The organism is Qipengyuania sp. SM2512 (assembly GCF_054954005.1).
Genome location: NZ_CM143134.1, coordinates 1,284,985 through 1,309,283, shown reverse-complemented (window position 1 = coordinate 1,309,283; position 24,299 = coordinate 1,284,985). Strand labels below are relative to the sequence as shown.

Annotated in this window: 16 protein-coding genes; 2 read left to right on the top strand and 14 right to left on the bottom strand. The window is 66.5% G+C overall.

The features are described 5' to 3' along the window. Positions 1-35: 35 nt before the first annotated feature. The gene (locus tag ACQ5J0_RS06625; RefSeq protein WP_462569776.1) at positions 36-812 is read left to right on the top strand and encodes an SDR family oxidoreductase; all 777 of its coding nucleotides are present in this window, start codon (positions 36-38) and stop codon (positions 810-812) included. Here ACQ5J0_RS06625 and ACQ5J0_RS06620 read toward each other — a convergent pair. Both ACQ5J0_RS06620 and ACQ5J0_RS06615 read right to left on the bottom strand, forming a co-directional pair. Further along, complete coding sequence (locus ACQ5J0_RS06620; RefSeq protein ID WP_462569775.1) at positions 795-1,760, bottom strand: DMT family transporter; 966 nt, start codon at positions 1,758-1,760, stop codon at positions 795-797. The genes ACQ5J0_RS06625 and ACQ5J0_RS06620 overlap by 18 nt on opposite strands. Then, on the bottom strand, positions 1,757-2,752 hold the full coding sequence (locus ACQ5J0_RS06615) for a threonine aldolase family protein (protein WP_462569774.1): 996 nt from the start codon (positions 2,750-2,752) through the stop codon (positions 1,757-1,759). The genes ACQ5J0_RS06620 and ACQ5J0_RS06615 overlap by 4 nt, the downstream gene beginning before the upstream one ends. 58 nt (positions 2,753-2,810) lie before the next feature. On the opposite strand from ACQ5J0_RS06615, the gene ACQ5J0_RS06610 reads away from it, so the two are divergent. Further along, a complete protein-coding gene (locus ACQ5J0_RS06610; protein WP_462569773.1) occupies positions 2,811-3,107 on the top strand; it encodes a GNAT family N-acetyltransferase in 297 nt (98 codons plus the stop codon). Here the strand turns inward: ACQ5J0_RS06610 and ACQ5J0_RS06605 are convergent. From ACQ5J0_RS06605 to ACQ5J0_RS06550, 12 genes are all read right to left on the bottom strand, one after another. Then, positions 3,104-4,675, bottom strand: coding sequence for a PH domain-containing protein (locus ACQ5J0_RS06605; RefSeq protein ID WP_462569772.1), 1,572 nt, complete (start codon positions 4,673-4,675; stop codon positions 3,104-3,106). The two genes, ACQ5J0_RS06610 and ACQ5J0_RS06605, sit on opposite strands and share 4 nt — an antisense overlap. Positions 4,676-4,713: 38 nt before the next feature. Continuing rightward, positions 4,714-5,193, bottom strand: coding sequence for a PH domain-containing protein (locus tag ACQ5J0_RS06600; protein ID WP_462569771.1), 480 nt, complete (start codon positions 5,191-5,193; stop codon positions 4,714-4,716). Positions 5,194-5,226: 33 nt separating this feature from the next. Continuing rightward, complete coding sequence (locus ACQ5J0_RS06595) at positions 5,227-6,396, bottom strand: acyl-CoA dehydrogenase family protein (protein WP_462569770.1); 1,170 nt, start codon at positions 6,394-6,396, stop codon at positions 5,227-5,229. 91 nt (positions 6,397-6,487) lie between these two features. Further along, complete coding sequence (locus ACQ5J0_RS06590) at positions 6,488-6,862, bottom strand: response regulator (RefSeq protein WP_462569768.1); 375 nt, start codon at positions 6,860-6,862, stop codon at positions 6,488-6,490. Continuing rightward, positions 6,855-8,399, bottom strand: coding sequence for a sensor histidine kinase (locus tag ACQ5J0_RS06585; RefSeq protein WP_462569767.1), 1,545 nt, complete (start codon positions 8,397-8,399; stop codon positions 6,855-6,857). The genes ACQ5J0_RS06590 and ACQ5J0_RS06585 overlap by 8 nt, the downstream gene beginning before the upstream one ends. 217 nt (positions 8,400-8,616) lie before the next feature. Then, positions 8,617-11,106 carry a malto-oligosyltrehalose synthase gene (gene treY / locus ACQ5J0_RS06580; RefSeq protein ID WP_462569766.1) on the bottom strand — a complete coding sequence of 830 codons (2,490 nt, stop codon included), beginning with the start codon at positions 11,104-11,106 and terminating at the stop codon, positions 8,617-8,619. Beyond that, positions 11,103-13,106, bottom strand: coding sequence for a 4-alpha-glucanotransferase (gene malQ / locus ACQ5J0_RS06575; protein ID WP_462569765.1), 2,004 nt, complete (start codon positions 13,104-13,106; stop codon positions 11,103-11,105). Before malQ ends, treY begins: the two co-directional genes overlap by 4 nt. Next, a complete protein-coding gene (gene treZ / locus ACQ5J0_RS06570) occupies positions 13,103-14,812 on the bottom strand; it encodes a malto-oligosyltrehalose trehalohydrolase (RefSeq protein WP_462569764.1) in 1,710 nt (569 codons plus the stop codon). Before treZ ends, malQ begins: the two co-directional genes overlap by 4 nt. Then, positions 14,812-16,914, bottom strand: a complete 2,103-nt coding sequence (gene glgX / locus ACQ5J0_RS06565) for a glycogen debranching protein GlgX (RefSeq protein WP_462569763.1) — start codon at positions 16,912-16,914, stop codon at positions 14,812-14,814. Before glgX ends, treZ begins: the two co-directional genes overlap by 1 nt. After that, positions 16,911-19,106 carry a 1,4-alpha-glucan branching protein GlgB gene (gene glgB / locus ACQ5J0_RS06560; RefSeq protein ID WP_462569761.1) on the bottom strand — a complete coding sequence of 732 codons (2,196 nt, stop codon included), beginning with the start codon at positions 19,104-19,106 and terminating at the stop codon, positions 16,911-16,913. The genes glgX and glgB overlap by 4 nt, the downstream gene beginning before the upstream one ends. Then, the gene (gene treS / locus ACQ5J0_RS06555; protein ID WP_462569760.1) at positions 19,103-22,342 is read right to left on the bottom strand and encodes a maltose alpha-D-glucosyltransferase; all 3,240 of its coding nucleotides are present in this window, start codon (positions 22,340-22,342) and stop codon (positions 19,103-19,105) included. Before treS ends, glgB begins: the two co-directional genes overlap by 4 nt. After that, positions 22,339-24,285: an alpha-1,4-glucan--maltose-1-phosphate maltosyltransferase gene (locus ACQ5J0_RS06550; RefSeq protein ID WP_462569759.1), complete on the bottom strand. Its 1,947-nt coding sequence runs from the start codon at positions 24,283-24,285 to the stop codon at positions 22,339-22,341. The genes treS and ACQ5J0_RS06550 overlap by 4 nt, the downstream gene beginning before the upstream one ends. Positions 24,286-24,299 lie beyond the last annotated feature (14 nt).

Sequence of the window (24,299 nt, the reverse complement as noted above, 5' to 3'; positions counted from 1 at the left end):
CTTTCATATGGGGAGCTTTGGGCTAATACGAACCGATGTCGCGATTGTTCATTTTCGGCCTGGGCTACACCGCCAAGCGGATCGCGCAAGCGCTCGGTGCGAAAGGCTGGGAGGTGGTGGCCACCGGCAGCGACGGGGAGCTGGATTTCGCCGATCGCGATGCGGTGCGCGAGGCGCTCGCGCAATGCACCCATGTGCTGTCCTCGGTCCCTCCCTCGGAAAACAGCGACCCGGTGCTCGACCTCTATGCCGACGCGCTGGCGGGCAAGTGGCTCGGCTATCTCTCCTCGACCGGGGTCTATGGCGATGCCGAGGGCGCCTGGGTCGACGAGGCCTCCCCCACCGGGACCGGCCGCCGCAGCGCGCGCGCGGAATGCGATTCGCGCTGGCTGGAGCTGGGCGCGCGTGTGTTCCGGCTGCCGGGGATTTATGGCCCCGGGCGCAGCGCCTTCGAGCGGGTGCGGGAGGGCAAGGCGCATCGCATCGACCTGCCCGGCCAGGTGTTCAGCAGGGTTCATGTCGAGGATATCGTCTCGGGCGTGGTCACCGCCATTGCGCGCGGTGCGCCGCCGGGGGCCTACAATCTCGCCGACGATCTCCCGACCAGCCAGAACGCGGTGATCGAGGAGGCCTGCCGCCTGCTGGGGATCGAGCCGCCGCCCTTGCAGAGCATCGAACAGGCCGGGCTTTCGCCGATGGCGCGCGGCTTCTATGCCGAGAACCGCCGGGTCGCCAACGGCAAGGCCAGGCGCGTGTTCGGCTGGAGCCCGGCCTACCCGACCTATCGCGAAGGGCTACGCGGGCTTCTCTAGCGTTGCGCTACCGAGCGGCGGGGTCGGCACGCTGCGGGCGCGCAGCGCGATCACCAGACCGCACAGCGAGAGCCCTGCCCCCAGCGCGGTCCAAGCGGTCCAGCGGTAATCCTCGAACAGCGTCGAGAGCAGCATCGCCACGATCACGGTGACGATGCCGTTATAGGCCGCGCGGCCCGCGCCGATCTGGCGCACCAGCGTGTAGTGCAGCGGGAAGGTGACCACGCTGCCCGCCAGCGCCAGCCAGCCGATCCCGAGCCAGAAGCTTGGCCGGTCGGGCAGCACCGGCGGCCCCGCGGTCCACCAGGCGAGCGCGAAATCGGCGATCGTGCCGTAAAGCATCGCCCAGGCGAGCAGACTCACCATCGGCAGCGAACGCCCGGTCGGGTTGGCCTGGACGACATTGGCGATGCTGGCGCACAGGATGCCCAGAACGGCCCAGAATATCCCCAGTCCGATCGATCCGCCCAGCGGGTTGAGCCCCGCCTCGTGCCACAGCAGCAGCGCGATCCCGCACAGCGCCACCAGGGTGCCGGCGACGAAATTGCGCGTGATCCGCTGCCCCAGCAGCCACCAGCCGAAGACCGCGTTGGAGACGATCAGCATGGTGAAGAGCACCGCGACGATCCCCGAGGTGAGATGCAGTTCGGCGCGGTAGACGAAGTTGAAATTGCCGCAGAACTGCGTGACCCCGATCGCCAGCGCGAGCCAGTGCCCCGCCCTGCCGATCCTCAGCGTCTTGCGCATCGCCAGCAGCAGCAGGAACATCGCCGGGGTGGCGACGGCGAAGCGGATCGCCACCGACCAGCTTGGCGCCACCCCGTCGATCTGGTCGGTGATCACCCACCAGGTCGAACCCCAGATGATCCCGGTCAGGAGGAAGGGAAGGACGATCCGCGGCCGCAGCAGCGCGTGATCGGCGGGATTTGCGGGCGCAGCGGCGGTCACAGGCCCGAGAGCGTCCGGGCGAGCGCTGCGGCGTCTTCTGCTCGCGTGTTCCAGGCGGTGACGAAGCGCGCGGCATCCGCGCCCCAGTCGTAGAAACCGAAGCCCTGCTGGCGCAAAGCCTCGCGCTCCGCGGCGCTGCAGCGCACGAACAATTCGTTGGCCTCGACCGGATGCATCAGCCGGTCGGCGGCGGCACCGCCGATCTCCTGCGCCGCGGCATTGGCGGCGCGGGCGTTGTGCAGCCACAGGTCGCCCTCCACCATCGCGAGCAATTGCGCGGCGAGAAAGCGACCCTTGGACTGCAGATGGCCCGCACGCTTGCGGCGATAGCGCGCGACATCCGCCGCCGCCGGATCGAAGAACAGGATCGCCTCCGCGCTCATCGCGCCGTTCTTGATGCAGCCGAAGCTGAGCGCGTCGACCGGGCCGGCGGCCTCGGCAGCGGTGCAATCGAGAAAGGCGGTCGCATTGGCGAAGCGCGCACCGTCCATATGCAGCCCCAGCCCGCGCTCCTTCGCCAGCGCGGCGATCGCGGCCACTTCGTCGGGGCGATAGGCGCAGCCATATTCGCTCGCCTGGGTCATCGACACCGCATGCGGCTGGACCTGGTGGACATCGTCGCGGATCGGATCGATCGCGGCGCGGAGGGCGTCGGGGGTCAGTTTCGCGCTCTCCCCCGGCACCAGCAGCAGCTTGGCGCCGTGGAGGTAGAAGCCGGGCGCGCCGCCTTCGTCCATCTCGATATGCGCTTCCTCGTGGCACACCACCGCGCCGTGCGGCTGGACCATGGTCGCGAGCGCGAGGCAATTGGCGGCGGTGCCGGTGGCGACCCACAGCGCGGCGCAGTCGCGCCCGAACAGATCGGAGAAGCGCGCGTCGAGCTCGCGCGACAAGTCGTCGCCGTCATAGGGCGCATCGGGCGTGTCGGCGGCGCGCATCGCTTCCCAGACGAGCGGGTGGACGGCGGCGGCGTTGTCGGAGAGGAATTGCATCGGAACGCCCATAGAGCGGCGGGCGTTGCTTGCAAGACAGCGAAAGGATCCCGCACCCATGCCCGAGACCGATGTGACGATCGAACGACACGAGAATGGCGCCAGCGGCGGATATGTCGCGCGGGTCGCGGACAGCGATGCGACCGGCAAGCTGACCTGGGCCGCGCGCGGCGATACGCGGGTCGCCGAGCACACCTTCGTCCCGGGCTCGCTGCGCGGCCGGGGTGTCGCTGGCGAACTGGTGAAAGCGCTGGTCGCCGACGCCCGCGAGCAGGGCTTCCGGATCGTGCCCGCCTGCTCCTATGTCGCTGCCAAATTCGACGAGAACCCCGGCTGGAGCGATTTGCGCGCCTAGACCAGCTCGCTGAAGTCGCGGCCTGCGATCGATTCGAGCACCGCGGCGCGCAACTGCCGCGCCCGCTCGAGCGATATTCCCGAGACGGCGAACTTGCCCCCGGCAAGCCCGAGGCTGAGCGTCGCATAGCCGCGGCGCCGCGCGATCGGCCCCTGGCTGATCTCGACCGACTGCAGCTTGACCCGCGAGGCGATCGCGATCCGCGGCGCGAGGAAATTGCGGCGCGTGAACATTTGGCTGGCATCGAAGCCATTGGCGACGAAGCGCCAGTTGGCGAATTCCAGCGCCGCGATGATCGCGAAGCCGAGCGGCGGGACCGCCACGAGCCAGCCCTGCCCCGCCACTGCCAGCCCGATGGTCATTGCCGAAAGCGCCAGACCCGCCAGTACCACCCGATCGGTCCGGTACTGGCTGGTAGCCCTCTGCCACTGGAGCCCTTCGCCCGGGAGGTGGAACCCCGTCACCGCGACGATCGGCGCGATTTCCTCGGCCTGCGCAAAAGGTGCGACGCTGTGGTTGGCAGAGCCGCTGTCCTGCGCCAGGCTGACGAGTTTGAGCTCCCGCCAGCCGAACCAGCGGCGCACCGCCCCCGTCCCGATCCGCAGCGCCTGCACCCGGTGGATCGGCATCACGACATCGGTGCGCGTCAGCAGTCCGCGGCGGCGGCGCAGCCCCTTGTCGGTCCGCTCGAGGCGGAAGTCCCATTCGCGCAGGGCGGTGCGGACCAGCCCGGTGGCGAAGCCGATCGCAAGGAAGGTCGCCACGGCGATGATCCCGCCAGCAATCTGCGCGGCGACGCCCAGCCCGGCGAGCCAGCGCCCGGGACCCGCCAGCCGGTCCTGCCAGGCGTCGAAATCCCACAAATCGAAGGGCAGCAGGAAATCGAATTGCTGCGCGGCGCCGGCCACCACCGCGACCACCGCGAGCGAGAATTCGAACAGCCCGAAGGTGACGACCCGGCGCGGCCCCATCGCGAACAGCGGGGGCGGCGCTTCGACGGGTTCGGCGAGGGTATCGGTATCGGCATCGGTCGCGACAACCGCGCCGTCCTTCTGGCTGCGGACGACCTCGCGCAGCCGCTCGCCCTCGGCCCCGGTCAGATAGGAAAGCTTGAGCTCGTCCTTGCCCCCGGCCCCGGTCTCGAACCGCACCTCGACCAGCCCGAACAGCCGCGGGAGCAGCTTCTGCTCGAGACTGACGTCCTGGATCCGCTCATAGGGTACCGACCGCGCGGCGCGAGCGATCACGCCGCTCTCGACGCGGATGTCGCTCGCGCCGATGCGATAGGTGAAGCGGTACCACTGAAGATAGGCGAGCGCGGTGCTGATGGCGAGGATGGCGAGCACCGCGGGGATCGCGAACAGCAGCCGGGCCGGTTCGCCGTCGAGCACCGCATAGGCGCCGAAGGCCAGCGGAAGCGCGACCTGCCCGAGCGAGGCGACCGCGCCAACGATGAAGCTCCTGGGATCGGTGCGCCGCGGCTCGCCCGCATCGTCGGGGGCACTCTCCTCCTGCCCGGCTGCTACCGGCAGCGTGGCAGGTGACGGGGCAGGTGCCGTAGCAGGCACGGTAACATACCGCTTATCCGGCGGGGGCCGGTCGCCCGTCACAGCGTGTCGCGCCGGATCGCCGCGCGGATCGCATCGCGCATCGCCAGCGCATCGGCGTGCTTGAGCCCGGGAAGATGGACCGAGGCGTTGTGGCTGCCCGCGGTGTGCACCGTCAGCGTGGCGATGTCGTAGGCGCGCTCGAGCGGGCCCTGGTCGACATCGATATGCTGGACCCGTCCGAAGGGCACCACCGTGTCCGAATGGAACAAAAGCCCCCTGACCACCCGCAGACGCTCGTCGGCCACCCGGTAGCCGCGCGCCTGCCAGCGGCGCTGAGGAAGGCGCAGCAGGATGGCCGCGGCGAGCAGCAGATAGGGGACCACGACGACGCCGTGCCAGCCCGGGATCGCGACCTCGGCGGCGATCGCCGGAGCCAGCAGGATCGCCAGCCAGATCGCGGTCACGATCCGCATCACCGACCTGTAGCCGGGGTCGAGCGGCGTCAGCGGGCCGTCGTCTTCGATCGGATCATCCATAGGCGTCGTATCTAGGCAATACACTGCACCGAATCAACGCCGCTGGTCGAACCGCCGGCCGATCATCGCGGCGGTGATATTGGTCTTCTGGACATCGATCGCCCCGCCCGCGATTCCCCAGGCGAAGCCGTCGCGCAGCCGCTGCTCCATCCCGTATTCCTTGTGATAGCCATAGCCGCCCATCACCTGCATGCCCTGCGCGGTCACCTCGCGGACGATCTCGTTGGCGTAGCATTTGGCGACGCTGCTTTCGTAGACCGAGGGCAGCCCGCCCTCCTGCTCGGCGGAGTTGACCACCGCGCGGTAGATCAGCAGCCGCGCGGCCTCGACCCGCATCGCCATTTCGGCGAGCTTGAGTTGCACCCCCTGGAAGTCGACGATCGGCTTGCCGAAGGCCTTGCGCTCCTGCGTGTAGGCGATCGCCTGATCGAGCGCGGCCTGCGCGAGACCGAGGCTCTGCGTCGCATTGCCGCAGCGTTCCAGCCCGAAGGCCTGCATCAGCTGGCCGAAGCCGCCCGCGCCGATCACCAGATTGGCCTTGGGCACCTTCACATCGTCGAACAGGATGTCGCGGGTCTCGATCCCGCGAAAGCCCATCAGCTCCTCGCGCGCGCCGAACGAGACCCCGTCCATTTCCTTGTCGACCAGCAGCGCGCCGATCCCCTTGGCAGCCGGTTCGTCCGACAGCCGGCAATAGGTGACGTAATAGCGCGCATGGCCCGCGCCGCTGGTCCAGCGTTTGGTGCCGTTGAGCCGATAGTGATCGCCCTCGTCGCTGGCATGCGTGGTCAGCTCGGTCAGCGCGGTCCCGGCATCGGGTTCGGACATCGAGACGGCTACCGTCGCCTCGCCCGCGGCGACCTGCGGGATGATCCGCGCCTTGAGTTCCTCCGAGCCGAATCGCTCGAGCGTGCGCACCGGCCCGACCAGCGCCTCGAACACCGGGAAGGCGACCGCGTTGGAAATCATCGCGAATTGTTCGAGCACGAGGATCGCCTCGAAATGCCCCAGCCCCAGCCCGCCATATTGCTCGGGCAGATTGACCCCGAGAAAGCCCATTGCGCCATAGCGGCGGACCATCTCGGCGGGGACGGAGAAATCCTTCGTCTCCATCTCGCGGGCGAGCTCGGGCAGCTCCTTCTGCGCGAAGTTGCGTGCGCTGTCCTGCAGCTCGCGCTGCTGTTCGGTAAGCTGGAAATGCATGCCGGCCGTGTCCTCCCTCAAGTCCGGGCGGAGAGGTGGAGCAGCGCGCCGCATTGCGCAAGCACCTCCGCGCTCGCGCATGCCCAGGCGATCAGTTCGCGAACAGGGCGGCGACAGCGGCGTCGAAAGCGAAGGGTTTCTGCAGGATCGGCGCCAGCGTGCGCTCTTCGTGGAGGCAGTTGCTGTCGTAGCCGGTTACGAAGACGAACGGGATATCGTCTTGCGCCAGCCGTTGTGCGACGCGGAGGCTCCGTTCGCCCCCCAGATTGACATCGAGCACCGCCGCATCCGGCACATCGCCGTGTTCGATGGCCTGCAACGTGGTCGGCACGTCGGCGAAGGGGCCCAGCACCCGCGCTCCTGCGGCCTCGAATTGATCGGCAATGTCGAAAGCTATCAAAAACTCGTCCTCGACGATCAGCACGCATTTGTCGGCAACTCGCAAAGCCCTTGGTTCCTCAGACATGAAGCCTCTGCTCTCCCTTGAGCCGAAGCACGATTGTACACGTCAGCCAGTCGTCGCCGAACTCGAGCCGGGTCTTGGCATTCAGCTGGTGCGGAATGGCTCGTTTGATCAGCGAGAAGCCGAAGCCCGCGCCGAGCTGCGCACCCGGCGCGATGGAAATTCCCTCTTCCCGCCATGTGAGTTGCAGGCCGGACGACTGGCCATAATCCACACATTCCCACGCCACTCTGAGCGTACCATTCTCCTGCTTGAGAGCGCCGTATTTGCGGGCATTGGTGGCAAGCTCGTGGAGCACGAGCGCCAAGGTCTGCACGCTGGAGGCGTCGATGGATACGTGCGGCCCTGCGACCTCGATCCGATCCGTGTTGCGATCCGCTGCCATCGCCTCCAGTTCGAGACTGATCAGGCGCTCGAGCGTGATCGATTCCTGATGCGACTGCGACAGCAGGCCTTGCACACGAGAAAGCGCCTGCAGCCTGCCCTGGAGCTTTTCGCGAACCTCGCCCGACAGCGACGCGCCTCTGAGCGTCTGTCCGATTATGCCGTCCACCACTCCGATCAGATTGCGCGTCCGGTGCTGCAATTCCGCCACCAGCATGCGCTGTTCGGTCTGCAAGCGGCGCAATTCGTCGATGTCGGTTGCCGTGCCGAGCCATTCGATCACCGTGCCGTCGCTGTCTCGAGCCGGAGCTGCACGAAGCTGGTGCCAGTGATAATCGCCCGCCGCATTCCTGATCCGGAATTCGCCCTGGAGCGGGTTGTCGCCGTCGGCGCTGTTCCACGCCTGTATCGCCCCTTCGCGGTCGTCGGGATGCAAGGCGTCGAGCCATCCCCTGCCAAGGCTCTGGTCTTCGGACCGACCCGTAAATTCCCGCCACTGGGGGCTGGACCACGACCAGTTCCCGCCTGCAGCCGAGCGCCACACCAGCTGCGGGATACCCTCGACCAGAGTGCGCAGGCGCGCCTCGCTGGCTGCCAACCTGCTCTGCTCGGACCGTCGCTCGCTGTCGGTCTGCATCCGGTCGACGGCCGCCGCCAGCAGATTGGCATAGGTACGCAGAAAGGAGATGTCGTCCTCGTTGAAATCGCGAGGCTGGCGGCTATCGACCTGCAGAATGCCGAAGGGCGGCTTGTCATGGCCGCCGATGATGATGACGTTGACCAGTGCCCGGACGCCATTCTCCTTCAGGAACTCGGCGAATTCGAATCGGTCTTCGGTGGCGATATCGGGGGAAATGACCGGCTCGCCGGTTTCGAGCGCCCTTCCTTCCGAGGAGCCGGGGTCGCGTTCGAGGCATATTTCGCCCACCACCCCGGCTTTCCAGCCCACACCCGCGCGGACGAACAGGGAAACGCCCCCGTCGCGCAGTTCGATCACCTTTGCGAGATCGGTGTCGAGAGCTTCGCTCACCAGGCGGCAAGCCTCGGTGAGGATCTCATCGAGATCTTCCGATTTCAAGGAGAGCTCTCCGAAGCTGGCGAGCGCCGATCTCTGCTGGAGCAGCGCGGAACTGCGCTGCGCCGAAGGCCGGGTCATGCCGCAGATCCGGTGTACATGGGGCCGCCGAAAGTCGAGGAGTAACTATAACGAATCATTGGGGAAGTTTCGGTGAACCGGGCTTGATTTTCAAGTGCTATGAATGGGTCGTCGGGCGATGGGCCCAATTGCATCGGCGCCTTGCCTGCCGGACATATCCGGGACCGAGGCTGGTCGTGATCTGCGGCCTCCACCGAACTGGCTGCTCCTGCTGTGCCTAGGACCCGATCACCGATGAAGAGCAAGGCCCATCCGGATCTTCCAGGCTAACAAAGACGGGAGATCCCCCGAAGAGATCGGCCGCGGCGCTATCGCCGATGCCGAAATGCACTTGCGTATCGGCCCACCATTCCCTGGGCGGAATGGTCGTGTCCGAACCCGTAATGGACTCGGCGCAGCGCAGCGCGAAAGCGCAGCGCAGCACTATATCGCCGCGGCGCCGCTCGAATGCGAGGACATGGTCCTTGCGTATCCCGCTCGAAGCCACCGGCTCGTAGGTGCCGCGCAGGAACACCTGCGGAAACTTGCGGCGAAGCAGCAGCAGCCTGGAGACGAGCTCGAGCTTGGGATGGGCTGGCAGCGCCTTCGCGAGCATTTGCTGCCGCTGGACGAAATCGACCGGGCGCCGATTGTCGGGATCGACCATGCTGTAATCTGGAAGTTCGCAGCCCTGATAGCAATCGGGCACGCCCGGAACCGTAAAGTGCAGACCCGCCTGAACGAGCATATTGGCCGATGCCGCACCGGCGGTTTCGACGACGAATCCATGGATCGGAGCCGCCAGTCCGCCGCTTCGTGCGGGATCGAGCCGGCTTTCGAGGAACTGCCTCGCGGCCGTTTCATACTTCGTGTCCGGCATTGCCCAGGACGACCGCAACTTGCCTTCGCGCAGGGATTTTTCCTGCCAGGCGACCAGCCGCTCAGCATAGGCGGTCAGACCTTCGCGATCGCCAGATTGCAGCCGGTCGGGCCAGCATCCGTAGATCATTTGATAGAGCGCGTATCGGTCCGCCGCGGCGACTCCGGAGTCTTTGCCTCCCGCCAGTTCGTCCCAGGCCTCCACCCTTTGCCGCCAGACATGCGGAATGGCGGAAAGCACGGCGAGCCGGGCGCGTACATCCTCGCCGCGCTTGTGATCGTGCGTGGCAGTGGCAAGCATCGCCAGCGGGAAGGCATCGAGGCGATCCGAACAGGCGCGATGGAAATCCTCGACCGAGCTGGCGATACGATCGGCGTCAAAGCCGACGTCGAGCCGCGAGAGCAGCGGCGCAAAACGGTAGAACGCGGTATCCTCCACTGCTTTTGCCGCAATCGGCGCTGACAATTGCTGGAACCGGCGAACGGCTTCGGCGGCAAGATTCGCGTCGCCGGGACCATTGCCGCCCAGCCATTGCAGAACCCGCTCGGCGACTGCCGCTTCTCCCGGCGGGACGAAGCGTACAACATCTTCGCGCACACGTTCCCGAACCGCAGCATCGCCGGGCGGTGCGGCGGTCCCGGTGCCGTAGGTGCGGTAGACGGGAAAGACCCAGATCAGCCGCTCGATGCTCCGGCGCAGCATGCCGCTCGTCCAACCCGCCGAACCCGGATCGGACCGCGCGAGTGCCAGGAAGCTGTCGGTGCAGGCGCGCAGCTGGCTCTCGAAGTCCCAGGACAGCATGTCCTGTCTCGCCTGGAGCTCCTCCTCGCGGAAGGTCAGGGTGCGACCGCTGAATTCGTGCCACAGCGCGAGGATCTCCGCTTCCCCGGCGGGGTCGTGGAGCAGCGCCGAAACCTCTTCCATGAAATCATAACCGCTGGTGCCGTCGACACCCCAGTCGCGCGGCAGGCTTTCTCCCGGACCGAGGATCTTTTCGACCACGATATAGGCCGGGCCCTGTGGAGCGTCGGCGGGGCGCGCCAGCGCGTCGAAGCGTTGGCGCAGCTTGCGGCAGTAGCCGGCGGGATCGGAGAGACCGTCGACATGGTCGATCCGCACGCCGTCGATCAGGCCTTCCTGCCACAGCCGGAAATAGAGCTCGTGGGTGCGCTCGAAGACGTCCGGGTCCTCGATCCGCAGCCCGGCCAGTTCGTTGATCGTGAAGAACCGCCGCCAGTTGAGCTCGTCATTGGCCTGCCGCCACCAGGCGAGGCGATAGTGCTGGCGGCCGAGCAGCGCGGCGAGGCCTTCGAGATCGTCCGGCCCCGGCAGCGCGGCGTGGTCTTCGCGGCGAAGCGGCAGGCGCTGTTCGCCATAGAGCACCAGTTCGGGTTCGGCGGCGCTGCGATCGAGGGTCACGTCGCCGGCCGCCAGAACCTCCGGCAGCGGCGCCCCCAGGATCGGCAGCAGCAGCGGTTCGCACCAGTCGATGTCGAACCAGCGGGCATATTCGCTCGCCTCACCATGGCGCAGCACATCGTTCCAATAGGGGTTGTACCCGCCCGCGATACCCATGTGGTTGGGCACGATGTCGATGATCAGGCCCATGCCGCGCGCGCGCAGTGCCGCGACCAGGCTGCGCAGGGCTTCCTCGCCGCCAAGCTCGGGATTGACCCGCGCCGGGTCGGTCACGTCATAGCCGTGCTGCGAACCCGGAACCGCAGCGGTGATCGGCGAGGCATAGACATGACTGACCCCGAGTTCGCCGAGATAGGGGACGATCTCTTCTGCGGAGGCGAAAGGGAAATCGCGATTGAACTGGACACGGTAGGTTGCGCGTGGGGTCATGATCGGCTGGCCCCGAGATCGGCAATCCGCCGCGCGACCTCCGTACGCGCGAGCAGATCCTCGGTCGCGGCGGGCATGCGGCGGCGCCAGTTGGGATGCTGGTCGGTGGTGCCCGGGAGATTGGGCTGTTCCACACTCCCGATGATATCTTCCAGCGGGATGATCGCCAGTTCGCAGGGCGTGGATCCGACATGGCGCAGGATCGCCTCGATGACGGGGGCCGGCTTGTCGATATCCGGCTGCGGCCCCGCGGCCGCGCCGCTGGCGACCAACGCTTCCCACAGATCGGCGCGTTCCTGTCCGCGAGCAGCACGAGCCTCGGTCTCGTTGGCATGCGGAGAAGAACGCCCCAGCGCCCATGTCCAGTCGATGTCTCGCCCCTGCCACCACCCGGCGATCGATGGCAGATCATGCGTTCCAGTCATGGCGACGGCCTGCTCCTGCCAGCGCTCGGGCGGAATGTACCCACCCTCGTCATCGCGCTCGAACCACAGCACCCGCATACCCAGCACATGATCCGCCTCGAGCCGGTCGCGCAGCCCTTCGGGCACCGTCCCCAGATCCTCCCCGATCACCACCGCATTGGCGCGGTGCGATTCGATCGCGAGGATGCGCAGCATGTCGTCGAGCGGATAGGTGAGATAGGCGCCGTCCGCCGGACTGCCCCCATGCGGCACGACCCAGAGCCGGTTCAGCGCCAGCACATGATCGATCCGGATCCCGCCCGCATGGCGCAGGGCTGCGCGCAGCGTGGCGATGAAGGGCTCGAACCCGGTGCGTTGCAAGGCGGCGGGAGAGAAAGTGGTCAGGCCCCAGTCCTGCCCGTCGGGACCGAGCAGGTCGGGCGGTGCGCCCACCGACAACCCGCCGAGCAGATCGCCCGGGCGGCTCCAGGCATGGCTGCCGCCGCCGTCCATTCCGACCGCAAGGTCGGCGATGAGGCCGACCGGCATTCCGCCCTCGCGCGCCGCCCCTTGTGCGGCATCGAGGCTTTCGGCCGCGAGCCACTGCGCGAACAGGAAGAAATCGACCTCATCGCGGTGCTGCGCGGCGAAGCGGGCGACCGCCTCGCTCCCGGAATCGTGGTACTGGACGGGCCAGTCTTGCCAGCCGCGCGCGCCGCCGGCGAAGAAATGCGCGTGCAGCGCATCGAAGATCGCATGCCGCTCCAGCTCCTCGCCCATGCGCTCGCGATAGGCCTGCACCTTCGCCCGGACATCCGCGCCGCAGGCGGCATGGGCGGCGCGGAGCGCTTCGACCCGCGCGGGGATCGCCTGGTCCCAGTCGATCAGCTCATCGGACGAGGCTGGCGGCAGAGGCTGCGCGATCAGACCTGGATCCGCGAACAGGATGTTGAGGAACAGGCGGCTGGAGGGGGCATAGGGGCTGTAGCGCCCGGGATCGGCGGGAAACAGCGCGTGGGTCGGACTGATCGCCAGCGCCCCCGCCGAGCTTGTTTCGGCGAACTGGCGGACCGTTTCGCGCAAGGTCCCGAAATCGCCGAAGCCGCGCTCCTGTCGATCGCGCAGCGAAGGGATCTGCACCGCCGGGCCCCAGAGACGCCGTCCAGGTGCCAGATCACCGATGCCGAGGCAGCGCTCGGGCGCAATCGCCACCCGGAGCTGCCAGTCCGATCCGCGCAGCGTGTGGTAGCCGATCTCGGCAATGGGAGGCACCTGCAGGCCGCCCGCCGTCTCTGCGATGCGGACCGATCGGACCGTGCCGTCATCAAGATCGAGCTCAGCTGATCCCGGTGTCCCGCAACCTTGCGGCAGGGCAAAGGCCTCGTTCCTCCGGGACGAGACGAAGCTGCGATGCTGCTGATCCCCGCGGCACGCGCGCAGGCTCTCGGTCAGCTCGCCATCGTCCTGCGCCGGATAGCCCAGCGCCGTCAGGATGCGGACGAGGTTCTCGTCAGCGACCCGCTGGGGACGACCCGCGGCGTCCTCCCACTCGATCTGCAGGCCTGCCTGCCGGGCCAAATCGTGCAGCGCGCTCATGGCAGCATCCAGCCGCACAGACTTGCCGGCTCCCCCGCCTCTCCAAGCTCGAACAGCAGCGTTCCTTCCTGCGGGGGGAAATCCACCGGCTTTGCGCCGAGGTTGAAGGCGATCGCGAGCTCGGCGCCGTCGGCCATCCGCCACTTCGCAGTCACGGCTCCTTCGCCCAGCACCTCCGCGCCGAGTCCTCTCGCGCCCCTCAGCCGCGGGACGATCGCCTCGTGCCGCAGTGCGAGCAGGTCGCGGTAGAAGCCGCGCCATTCCTCGGCGTCCGGCCCCGGCTCGGGACGCGAACGTCGGAAGGTGGCGGGATCATTGGGGTCGGGGATGCTTGCGCGCGCCCGTTCGTCGGCAAAAGCGGCAAAGCCGGCGAATTCGCCGCGGCGGCCTTCGCGCACCGCATCGGCCAGCTCGTCGTGGAAATCGGTGAAGAACAGGAAGGGCGAGCGGCTGCCTTCGCGGTCGCCCATGAAGATCATCGGGATCTGCGGACACAGCAGCAGCAGCGCGGTCGCGGCGCGCAGGCGGTCGCGATCGACCAGCTGCACCAGCCGCTCGCCCATGGCGCGATTGCCGATCTGGTCGTGATTCTGCAGGAAGGAGACGAAGCGGGTGGCGAGCAGATCCCCGCTGGGCTTGCCGCGCGCGTGGTCGGAGCCGGGGGGCGTCTCCCCCTGATAGATGAAGCCTTCGCCCAGACAGCGGGCGAGCTTGTGCGTCGCATCCTGCGCAAAGCCGCGGTAATAGCCTTCGGTCTCGCCGGTCAGCAGCACATGCAGCACATTGTGGAAATCGTCGTTCCACTGCGCGTCGTAGAGGCCCGGTGCGAGCCGCTCGGGATCATTGCCTTCGTTCTCGAGCACCAGATGGATGTGCCGGCCGGGCAGCTTCGCCCGGATTTCGCGCGCCATGGCATCGAGGAACTCGTCGTCGGCGATCGCATGCACGGCATCGAAGCGCAGGCCGTCGATGCGGTATTCGTCCAGCCACATCATCGCATTGTCGATGAAGAAGCGGCGCACCGGTTCCCGCGCCACCGCAACCGCGCCGCCCCAAGGGGTGTGCGCATGCTCGTCGAAGAACTCGCTCGCATAGACGCCGAGGTAATTCCCGTCGGGCCCGAAATGGTTGTAGACCACGTCGAGAAAGACCATCAGCCCGAGGTCATGGGCGCGATCGACCAGCGCCTTCAGCTCGTTGGGCGAACCGTAGCTTTCGGCAACCGCATAGGGGAGCACTCCGTCATACCCCCAATTGCGGGTTCCCGAGAACGCCCCCACCGGCATCAGCTCGACCGCAGTCACCCCGAGTTCGGCAAGCGCGGGGAGGCGCTCCGCAACACCCGCGAAGCCGCCCAGTACGCCGGGATGGACTTCCTCGATCACGGTCTCTTCCCACGGCCGGCCGGTCCAGTCGCGGGTTTGCCAGTCGAAACCTTCGGGATCGGTCAGCACGCTCCAGCCATGGACACCGCCGTCTTGCATTCGCGAGGCCGGGTCCGCGACCGCGAGCTCGTCGCTCAGCCGGAAGCGGTAGCGCATCCCCGCCCGGGCCGGAGCTTCGCCGACGAACCAGCCCTCGCTCTCCCGCTTCATCGGCAACGACTCTTCGCCGCGAATTTCCAGCGTCACCGTTTCGCGATCGGGTGCCCAGAGGCGGAAACGCGCCCCATCACCAAGCAGTTCGGGCCCCCACCGCCTCGCCATCAATCGATCTTCCCGGTGCCGACGACGACCTTGATCGCGCGATCCTCGACCTTGATGACATCTCCAACCTCGCTTTCGGGCGCTTGCGGATCGGCGCTGTCGATCACCAGCATCCGCAGCAGTTCGGCGGGTGGCGGCAGACGGAAGTCGAGCGTTTCGCCGCTGCCGTTCATCAGCAGCGTCACCGCTTCGATGCTGCCGTCGGCGAGGCGATGCGCGCGGCGCATGACCAGCGCGCGTCCCTGTTCATTGTGCCAGTCGTCGGCGCTCAGGTGTTCCCCGCGTTCGTCGAACCAGTCGATGTCGAGAATGCCCTCGGCCACTTCGACATCGCCGTGGAGAAAATTGTTCGCCCGGATGAGCGGATAATTGCGGCGCATGTCCGTGAGGCGGCGGACGAAGTCGCTTAAGGCCCGCCCCTGCTCGCTATCCACCTTTTCCCAGTCGAACCAGCTGATCTCGTTGTCCTGACAATAGGCGTTGTCATTGCCCTGCTGCGAACGGCCGAACTCGTCGCCTCCCAGCAGCATCGGGGTTCCGAGCGAGGCGAACAGCGTGGTGAGCATCGAACGCGAGACGCGGTTGCGGATTTCCTCGATGGCCGGATCGTCGGTGGGTCCTTCGGCCCCCCAATTGCAATTGTAGTTTTCCGAATGGCCGTCCCGGTTCTCTTCCTGGTTCGCCCAATTGTTCTTCTCTTCGTAGCTGACCACGTCGCGCAGCGGCTGGCCGTCGTGCGCGGTCACGAAGTTGAGGCTGGCCCAAGGGCGCCGTGCGCGGCGGTCGAACAGGTCGGCCGATCCGGCGATCCGGCGCGCGAATTCGGGGCGCATGCCCGCGTCGCCGCGCCAGAACTGCCGGGTGGCATCGCGGAACTTGTCGTTCCATTCGGCGAAACCGGGCGGGTGATTGCCGAGCTGGTACCCGCCCGGGCCGATGTCCCAAGGTTCGGAGATCAGCTTGAGCCCGTTGAGCACCGGGTCCTGGCGCAGGACGTCGAAGAAGCCGGACCGTGGATCGAAGCCGTTGTTGCCGTCGCGGCCCAGCGTAACACCCAGATCGAAGCGAAAGCCGTCGACCCGGTAGCTGGTGGCCCAGTGGCGCAGGCTGTCGGCGACCATCTGCAGCACCCGGGGATGCGACAGGTCGAGCGTGTTGCCGGTTCCGGTATCGTTGACGCAATAGCGCGGCTCGCCTTCGACGAGGCGGTAGTAAGTCGCGTTGTCCAGACCGCGCAGGTTGAAGGTGGGGCCCAGCTCGCTGCCCTCGGCGGTGTGGTTGAAGACCACGTCGAGGATGACCTCGATCCCCGCGGCATGCAGCCGCCGGATCGCAATCCGCAATTCGTCGCCATCGTCGGCGAGATAGCGCTGCTCCGGGGCGAAGAAGGACAGCGTGTTGTAGCCCCAGTAATTCGTCAGACCGGCTTCCTGAAGACGGCGATCCTGCACGAAAGCATGGATCGGCAGCAGTTCGATGGCCGTGGCACCGATATGCTGGAGGTGCGCAATCACCTTGGGATGGGCGAGCGCCGCATAGGTGCCTCGCTCGGTCACGGGCACATCGTCCAGAAGCTGGGTCAGCCCCTTCACATGCGCTTCGTAGATCACCGTCTCGGTCCAGGGCGTGTTCGGGCGGACATCGCCGGTCCAGTCGAAGGCATCGCTGGTGACCACCGCCTTGGGCATGGCCGCAGCGCTGTCGCGCCGATCGAAGCTGAGATCCTTGCGGCTCGAACGCACCCGGTAGGAATGCAGCGCGTCGGTCCAGCGCACCGAGCCCGAGAGCATCTTCGCATAGGGGTCGAGCAGCAGCTTGTTGGGATTGAACCGGTGGCCGTTCTCGGGCTCGTAGCGGCCATGCGCTCTGAACCCGTAGAGCAGGCCGGGCTTGGCCCCGGGCAGATAGCCATGCCAGACTTCGTCGGTCCATTCCGGCAGAGGGAGACAGGCGATCTGGCGCCGACCGCTGGGGTCGAACAGGCACAGATCGATGCTGTCGGCATTGGCGGAGAACACCGCGAAATTGACGCCGAGCCCGTCGAACGACGCGCCTAGCGGATAGGGTGAGCCGGCCTGCAGCCGGTCGGGAACCTCGATCACTGGTTGGCGACTCCGGGTTTGAGAATTACCGCGCCGAGCGGCGGGAGCGTCAGTTCGGCGGACGCGGCCTGCCCGTGCAGGGGGTCGCCATCGGCTTCGACAAGGCCGGAGTTGCCGATATTGCCGCCGCCATAATCCATCGCATCGGAATTGAGAATCTCGTGCCAGGGTCCGGCCTGCGGCAGCCCCATGCGATAGGCATGGCGCGGTTCGGGCGTCATGTTGAAAACCGCGACGATCGGCTCGTGCCCCTCGGCTATTCTGACGAAGGAAAAGACGCTGTTGCGCGCATCGTCTCCCACGATCCAGGAAAAGCCGGAATGCTCGCAGTCCCGGGCATGGAGCGCGGGTTCCCCGACATAGAGCCTGTTCAGGTCGCCCAGCAGGCGCTGGACGGCCGCATGATCCGGCTGTTCGAGCAGGTGCCAGGGCAGCCCCTCGTCATGGTTCCATTCCTTTTCCATGCCCAGTTCGCAGCCCATGAACAGCAGCTTCTTGCCCGGCTGGGTCCACATGAACGCCAGATAGGTGCGCAGATTGGCGAATTTGCGCCAGCGGTCGCCGGGCATCTTGTCCCACAGGCTGCCCTTGCCATGGACGACCTCGTCATGGCTGATCGGCAGGACGTATTTCTCCGACCAGGCATAGACCATCGGGAAGGTCAGCTCGCCATGATGCCAGCCGCGATGGACCGGGTCGCGCTCGATGTACTGGAGCGTGTCGTGCATCCAGCCCATGTTCCACTTGTAGTCGAAGCCCAGCCCGCCTTCCGCCACCGGCGCGCTGACGCCCGGCCAAGCGGTCGATTCCTCGGCGATGGTCATGGCACCGGGGCAACGGTCGGCGACCGCCTCGTTCATCGCCTTGAGGAATGCGACCGATTCCAGGTTCTCGCGCCCGCCATGGACATTGGGCACCCATTCGCCGTGCTCGCGCGAATAATCGCGGTACAGCATCGAAGCGACCGCATCGACGCGCAGCCCGTCGATATGGAAGGTCTCGAGCCACCACATCGCGCTCGACAGCAAGAAGCCCGAGACTTCGCGCCGCCCGAGATTGTAGATCAGCGTGTTCCAGTCCTGATGGAAACCTTCCTTGGGATCGGCGTGCTCGTAGAGCGGCGTGCCGTCGAATTGCGCCAGGCCGTGGGCATCGGTGGGGAAATGCGCCGGGACCCAGTCGAGGATGACGCCGATGCCCGCGCGGTGGCAGGCGTCCACGAAGCCGGCGAAATCGGCGGGCGAGCCGAACCGGGCGGAGGGCGCGAATTGCGACAGCGGCTGGTAGCCCCACGACCCGCCGAAGGGGTGCTCCATGATCGGCAGCAGCTCGATATGGGTGAACCCCATCTGCGCCACATAGGGCACGAGCTTGTGCGCCATGGCCTGCCAGTTGAGCGGACCGCCTTCGTCATTCGTCATCCACGATCCGGCATGAACCTCGTAGGCCGCGATCGGAGCATCGGGGGCATGCCTCTCCGCGCGCTCCTGCATCCAGTCGTCGTCGCTCCAGGTAAATTCCGGTGCGGGCGCGACGATGGAGGCGGTGCCGGGGGGCACCTCCGTTGCACGCGCCAGGGGATCGGCCTTCTCGATCACATTGCCGTCGGCTCCGGCGATTTCGAACTTGTAGAGCTCGCCCGCGCCGAGCCGGGGAACGAACAGCTCCCAGATGCCGGCGGAATGCCGCAGCCGCATCGGGTGGCGGCGTCCGTCCCACATGTTGAAATCGCCGATCACCGACACCCGGCGCGCATTGGGTGCCCAGACCGAGAAGGCAACTCCGGAGACGCCTTCCATCTCCTTGGGTTGCGCGCCGAACACGCGCGCCAGTTCGAGGTGGCGGCCTTCGCTGAACAGGTGGAGGTCGTAATCGCCGATCACGGTACCGAAGGAATAGGGATCTTCGGTCACCTGCTGCGTCCCGCCCGGCCAGGTGATCCGCAGCGCATATTCGTCGTTCTTTTTCTTGAGCTTCCCCGCGAACAGGCCCGGGGCCACCTCCTCCAGCGTACCGCGTGGCGCGCCTTTCTTGCGCGTCACAAGCTCGACCATCTGTGCGCCGGGCTGAAATGTGCGCACCGTCGTTCCGCCTGCGCTCTCATGCGGGCCGAGCAGCGCGAAGGGATCGTCGAGGCGCCCCTCGAGCAGGGCGGCGGCAGCGGTGCCGAGCATGTCTTCGGATGCGGTCATTCATTGTCTCCGGAAAGCAGTTTCTCGGCAGCGCGCGCCAGCCCGGCTGCGGGAACGCCGATCCAGTCGGGGCGGTTCGCCGCTTCGTAGGACACCTCGTAGGCGGCCTTTTCGAGCACCAGCAGGTCGAGCAACGGATCGTGCTCGCCGGTTTCGCTGCGGTAGCCTTCGAGGAAAGCCTCGACTGCGCGGCTGCGGAAGATCGCCGCGCCTTCGTGCGCACGGGCCTCCCAGGTGTCAGCCCCGGCCACGCGTCCGCGCTCGGCCATGGCGGCGGCATAGTCGAAGGACCGCACCAGGCCCGCCACATCGCGCAAAGGCAGATCCTTGGCCCGGCGCTCGGCCAGCGGACGGGTCGGCTCGCCTTCGAAATCGATGATCATCACGTCGCTGCCGGTCACCAGCACCTGGCCCAGATGCAGATCGCCGTGGATCCGGGTGCGTCGCCGACCCTCGGCGAGCCGGGCGACCTCGCCGATCCGGTCGATCAGGGTATCGCGACTGGCACTCAGGCGCTCGACCTGCCGAGCGGTATTCTCGTCGTGAGAAGTCCCGCGAAGCCGTTCGAGCGCGGTGTCGACCTCGCCCTTGATCCGGCCGCCCAGCTTGTCCGCCTGTTCGAGCGTCATCACTTCGGGAGCGAATGCCGAATCGTCGGTTTCCCGGCCGAGAACATCGTGCATCTCGCGCAGCCGGCGCCCCAGATTGGCGGCGAAATTCTCGTAATTGTCGAAGCTCCAGTCGGTGTCGCTGGCCAGCCGCTCCAGCGCCCCCAGCGTCCACTGCCACCCGTCGCCCTGATTGTAGACGAAGGCCTGCAGCAGCATGACCAGCGTCTCTTCGCTTCCCGAAACCCGCTTCACCGTGCCGAATACGGGTGGGACATTGGCGAAGCCATGCGTCACCAGATAATCGACCATCTCGGCGTCGGGATGTTCGCCGGGTGCCAGCTTGCGCAGCAGCTTGAGCACCGCCTGCTGGCCCAGCACCATCGTGCTGTTGGATTGCTCGGCGGCGAGCCACTCGGGTTCGGCGCCGGGATCGAGATCGAAGGCCGCAGTCCTTTCGAAGCGCAGTTCTCCGCCCTCGCTTGCCAGCTTCGCATTGTCGCGAATGCCGGCGACGACCGAGCGGGCGAATTCCTCGAGCGCAAAGCCGTCGGTGAGCAGCCCGACATGGCGTTCGCGGCGGACCCGCGCGATCGCGAGATTGGAAGCGTAGGGGCCGTGTTGCCGCCCCTCCCAGGCAATCCCCAGCGGCAGCGAGTAACGCGCCGAGCCGGAATCGGTGGTGACTTCGATCTCGCCCAGCAGCAGATCCTCGGCGCCAGGCAGAGGCGTCAGCCGTTGAATCGCAACGCTTTTCACTGTCTCGTCCTTGGCCCCGAACCAGCGGCGGTGGGGGATGTAGTCGGGCAGGATGTCGTGCTCGAGCACCTGGCGGCTCTGGCCTTGCGCGACGTCGGCCAGATCGGGCCGCAGGACGAAGGTGTGACGTTCGACTTCGGCATCGGGTGCGGCGCTGGCCCATTCGGGCGCCTGCGCCTCGTCGGTCAGTTCGAACCACAGGAAGCCGTAGGGCGGCAGGGTCAGCAGATAGGGCAGCTTGCCGAGCTTGGGAAAGGTCGTGCCGCCGGTCAATTCGACCGGCACCCGCCCCTCGAATTCATGGAGGTCGAGTTCGACTGCCTGCGCGGTGCGAGAGAGGTTCGCCACGCACAGGATGGTCTCGCCCTCATGTTGCCGCAGATAGGCGAGGATGCGGCGGTTGGCGGGCCGCAGGAAGGTCTGGCTCCCGCGCCCGAAAGTGTGATGATCCTTGCGCACGGCCAGCATGCGCTTGATCCAGTTGAGCAGCGAATGGCGGTCGCGCTCCTGCGCTTCTACATTGGCGGCCTCGTAGCCGTAAAGCGGATCCTGGATCGGCGGCAGCGTCAGGCTGGCCGGATCGGCCTTGGAGAAGCCCCCGTTGCGATCGGGCGACCATTGCATCGGCGTGCGCACCCCGTCGCGGTCGCCGAGGAAGATGTTGTCGCCCATGCCGATCTCGTCGCCGTAATAGAGCACCGGCGTGCCCGGCATGGTGAGCAGCAGCGCATTCATCAGTTCGATCCGGCGCCGGTCGCGCTCCATCAGCGGGGCGAGCCGGCGGCGAATGCCCAGATTGATCCGCGCGCGGCGGTCGGCGGCATAGATGTCCCACAGATAGTCGCGCTCGGCATCGGTCACCATTTCGAGCGTCAGCTCGTCGTGATTGCGCAGGAAGATCGCCCATTGGGCATCCTCTGGGATGTCCGGCGTCTGGCGCATGATGTCGGTGATCGGAAAGCGGTCTTCCTGCGCCACCGCCATGTACATCCGCGGCATCAGCGGAAAGTGGAACGCCATATGGCATTCGCTGCTGGTTCCGCCCGGCTCGCCGCCGAAATAGGCCTGCGTATCCTCGGGCCACATATTGGCTTCGGCCAGCAGCATCTTGCCCTCGTAATGCGCATCGAGATCGGCGCGGATCTTCTTCAGCACGTCGTGCGTCTCGGGCAGGTTCTCGTTGGAGGTGCCGTCGCGTTCGATCAGGTAGGGGATCGCATCGAGCCGCAGCCCGTCGATCCCGGCATCGAGCCAGAAATGCATCGCGGAGAGCACCTCGGCGAGCACCTGCGGGTTTTCGAAGTTCAGATCGGGCTGGTGCGAATAGAAGCGATGCCAGAAATAGGCGCCCGCCTCCTCGTCCCAGGTCCAGTTCGACTTCTCGGTGTCGAGGAAGATGATCCGCGTACCGGAATAGAGCTTGTCGTCGTCCGACCAGACGTAGAAATCGCGCTCCGGGCTGCCCGGGGGCGCCTTGCGCGCGGCCTGGAACCATGGGTGCTGGTCGCTGGTGTGGTTGATCACCAGTTCGGTGATGACGCGAATACCGCGCCGGTGCGCGGCCTCGATAAAGGCGCGCGCGTCGTCCATGGTCCCGTAGTCGGGCGAGACGTCGCGATATTCGGCGATGTCGTAGCCGTCGTCGCGCCGCGGGGACGGATAGAAGGGCAGCAGCCAGATCGCGGTCACGCCGAGATCGGCGATATAATCCAGCTTCTGCATCAACCCCTTGAAATCTCCGATGCCGTCGTTGTTGGCGTCGAAGAAGCTTTTGACGTGGAGCTGGTAGATCACCGCATCCTTGTACCAGTACGGATCGTCGGACCCGGTGATGGTGGCGGTCGAGGTGACGGGTTGGTGCTTGGTCATGCGGGCACTCCCGGCACGGAAATGCGCCACACGCGGAACGGCTCGTCGGGATCGAGGCGGATGTGCTGCACCTTGCCGTACCAGTCGAAGCGGTAGCCTCCGAACAGATCCTCGACCGCCACCATTGCGTCGTCGGGCAGACCGAATTCCCACAGCGGAACGTCGAAATGGCATTCATGCGCATTCTGCGGATCGAGGCTTACCATCACGACGATCATCTCGGTAAGCTCGCCACCAGCTCCCGCATCGGGCGAAGGTTTGCCGTACCACAGCACGTTCGGGTTATCGGCTGCGTAGAACCGCGTGTTGAGATGCGTCTGCAACGCCTCGTTCTCGCGCCGCAGAGTGTTGAGCCGGGTGATATCGTCGACGATGTCGTTGGCGCTGCGCCATTGCCGGGGGCGGATCTCGTACTTCTCCGAATCGAGATATTCCTCCTTGCCCGGGCCGAGCGGGGTAGCATCGCACAATTCGAAGCCCGAATAGACGCCCCACAGGCCCGACAGCGTCGAGGCGAGCACCGCACGGATGCGGTGGGCCGGCCGCCCCCCGGTCTGGAGGAAACCGGGATTGATGTCGGGCGTGTTGACGAAGAAATGCGGGCGGTAGAACTCCCGGGGCGCCTCGGTGGTGAGCTCGGTGATGTAGTCGATCAGCTCCTGCTTCTCGTTGCGCCAGGTGAAATAGGTGTAGGACTGGCTGAAGCCGATCTTGGCGAGCCGGTACATCATGGTCGGGCGGGTAAAGGCTTCGGACAGGAAGATGACCTCCGGGTGCTTCGCCCGGACCTCGCCGATCATCCACTCCCAGAAGGGCAGCGGCTTGGTGTGGGGATTGTCGACCCGGAAGGTCTTCACCCCGTGATCGACCCATAGCAGCACGACGTCGCGCAGCGCTTCCCACAGGCCCGGCACGGCATCGGGGCCGTAGAAATCGACATTGACGATGTCCTGATATTTCTTCGGCGGGTTCTCGGCGTATTTCATGCTGCCGTCGGGACGCCAGGCGAACCAGCCGGGATGTTCGGTCAGCCAGGGATGGTCGGGCGCGGCCTGGATGGCGAAATCGAGCGCGATCTCGAGCCCATGATCCGCCGCGGCAGCGACGAGACGATCGAAATCCTCGAAGGTCCCGAGCTCGGGATGGATGGCGTCATGGCCTCCTTCCGCACTGCCGATGGCATAGGGACTGCCGGGATCGTCCGGACCGGGCGTCAGCGTGTTGTTCGGACCCTTGCGGTTGGTCCTGCCGATCGGATGGATCGGCGGGAAGTACAGCGTGTCGAAGCCCATGTCGCGGACCCGGGGCAGGTGTTCGATCACATCGGCAAAGGTGCCGTGGCGCTGCGGATCGTCGGTCATCGAGCGCGGGAACAGTTCGTACCAGCTCGAGAAGCGCGCTTCGATCCGTTCGGCATCGACGATTTGCGGCTCCGAGCGCAGCGCATGGGGCCGGCTGTCTGCCTTCCGGACGAGCAGCGCCAGACTCTTGTCGAGCAACAGGCCGGCGCGGCTTTCTTCTTTCGCCTGGTCCAGTTCGGCAAGCTTCGCCTTCAACGCGGCGGCGAGCTTGCCCTTGCTGGCATCCGCAGCCTGTTCGACAAGCGCCCGCCCTTCGGCTTCGTCGACCGGCTGCGCCACGCCGGCCTCGAGTTTCTTCGCGAAATCGCGCCGGAAGCCGCCAAATTGGTCGATCCAGCCTTCGACCACGTACTCGTATCGGCCGGCCCGCTCGATCGCGAACTCTGCGCTCCAGCGATCATTGGGCAATTGCTTCATGGGTTTGCACTGCCACGACCTGTCGGGGATCGCCCGCCAGCGCAGTTCGGCGGCCAATTGCTCGTGCCCATCGGCAAAGATCGTCGCCGCAACCGTCACGTCATCGCCGACCACCCGCTTCACCGCAAAAGGACCGCCCGCGACCGTGGGGCTCAAATCCTCCACAACGAGGCGCGCGC

What these genes read in the sequence shown, in the direction of transcription:
- treY (WP_462569766.1), bottom strand. Translation starts at nt 11,106, where the DNA reads ATGACCCCACGCGCAACCTACCGTGTCCAGTTCAATCGCGATTTCCCT.
- ACQ5J0_RS06590 (WP_462569768.1), bottom strand. Translation starts at nt 6,862, where the DNA reads ATGTCTGAGGAACCAAGGGCTTTGCGAGTTGCCGACAAATGCGTGCTG.
- treS (WP_462569760.1), bottom strand. Translation starts at nt 22,342, where the DNA reads ATGACCAAGCACCAACCCGTCACCTCGACCGCCACCATCACCGGGTCC.
- ACQ5J0_RS06615 (WP_462569774.1), bottom strand. Translation starts at nt 2,752, where the DNA reads ATGCAATTCCTCTCCGACAACGCCGCCGCCGTCCACCCGCTCGTCTGG.
- ACQ5J0_RS06595 (WP_462569770.1), bottom strand. Translation starts at nt 6,396, where the DNA reads ATGCATTTCCAGCTTACCGAACAGCAGCGCGAGCTGCAGGACAGCGCA.
- glgB (WP_462569761.1), bottom strand. Translation starts at nt 19,106, where the DNA reads ATGACCGCATCCGAAGACATGCTCGGCACCGCTGCCGCCGCCCTGCTC.
- malQ (WP_462569765.1), bottom strand. Translation starts at nt 13,106, where the DNA reads ATGAGCGCGCTGCACGATTTGGCCCGGCAGGCAGGCCTGCAGATCGAG.
- treZ (WP_462569764.1), bottom strand. Translation starts at nt 14,812, where the DNA reads ATGGCGAGGCGGTGGGGGCCCGAACTGCTTGGTGATGGGGCGCGTTTC.
- ACQ5J0_RS06600 (WP_462569771.1), bottom strand. Translation starts at nt 5,193, where the DNA reads ATGGATGATCCGATCGAAGACGACGGCCCGCTGACGCCGCTCGACCCC.
- ACQ5J0_RS06610 (WP_462569773.1), top strand. Translation starts at nt 2,811, where the DNA reads ATGCCCGAGACCGATGTGACGATCGAACGACACGAGAATGGCGCCAGC.
- ACQ5J0_RS06625 (WP_462569776.1), top strand. Translation starts at nt 36, where the DNA reads ATGTCGCGATTGTTCATTTTCGGCCTGGGCTACACCGCCAAGCGGATC.
- ACQ5J0_RS06585 (WP_462569767.1), bottom strand. Translation starts at nt 8,399, where the DNA reads ATGACCCGGCCTTCGGCGCAGCGCAGTTCCGCGCTGCTCCAGCAGAGA.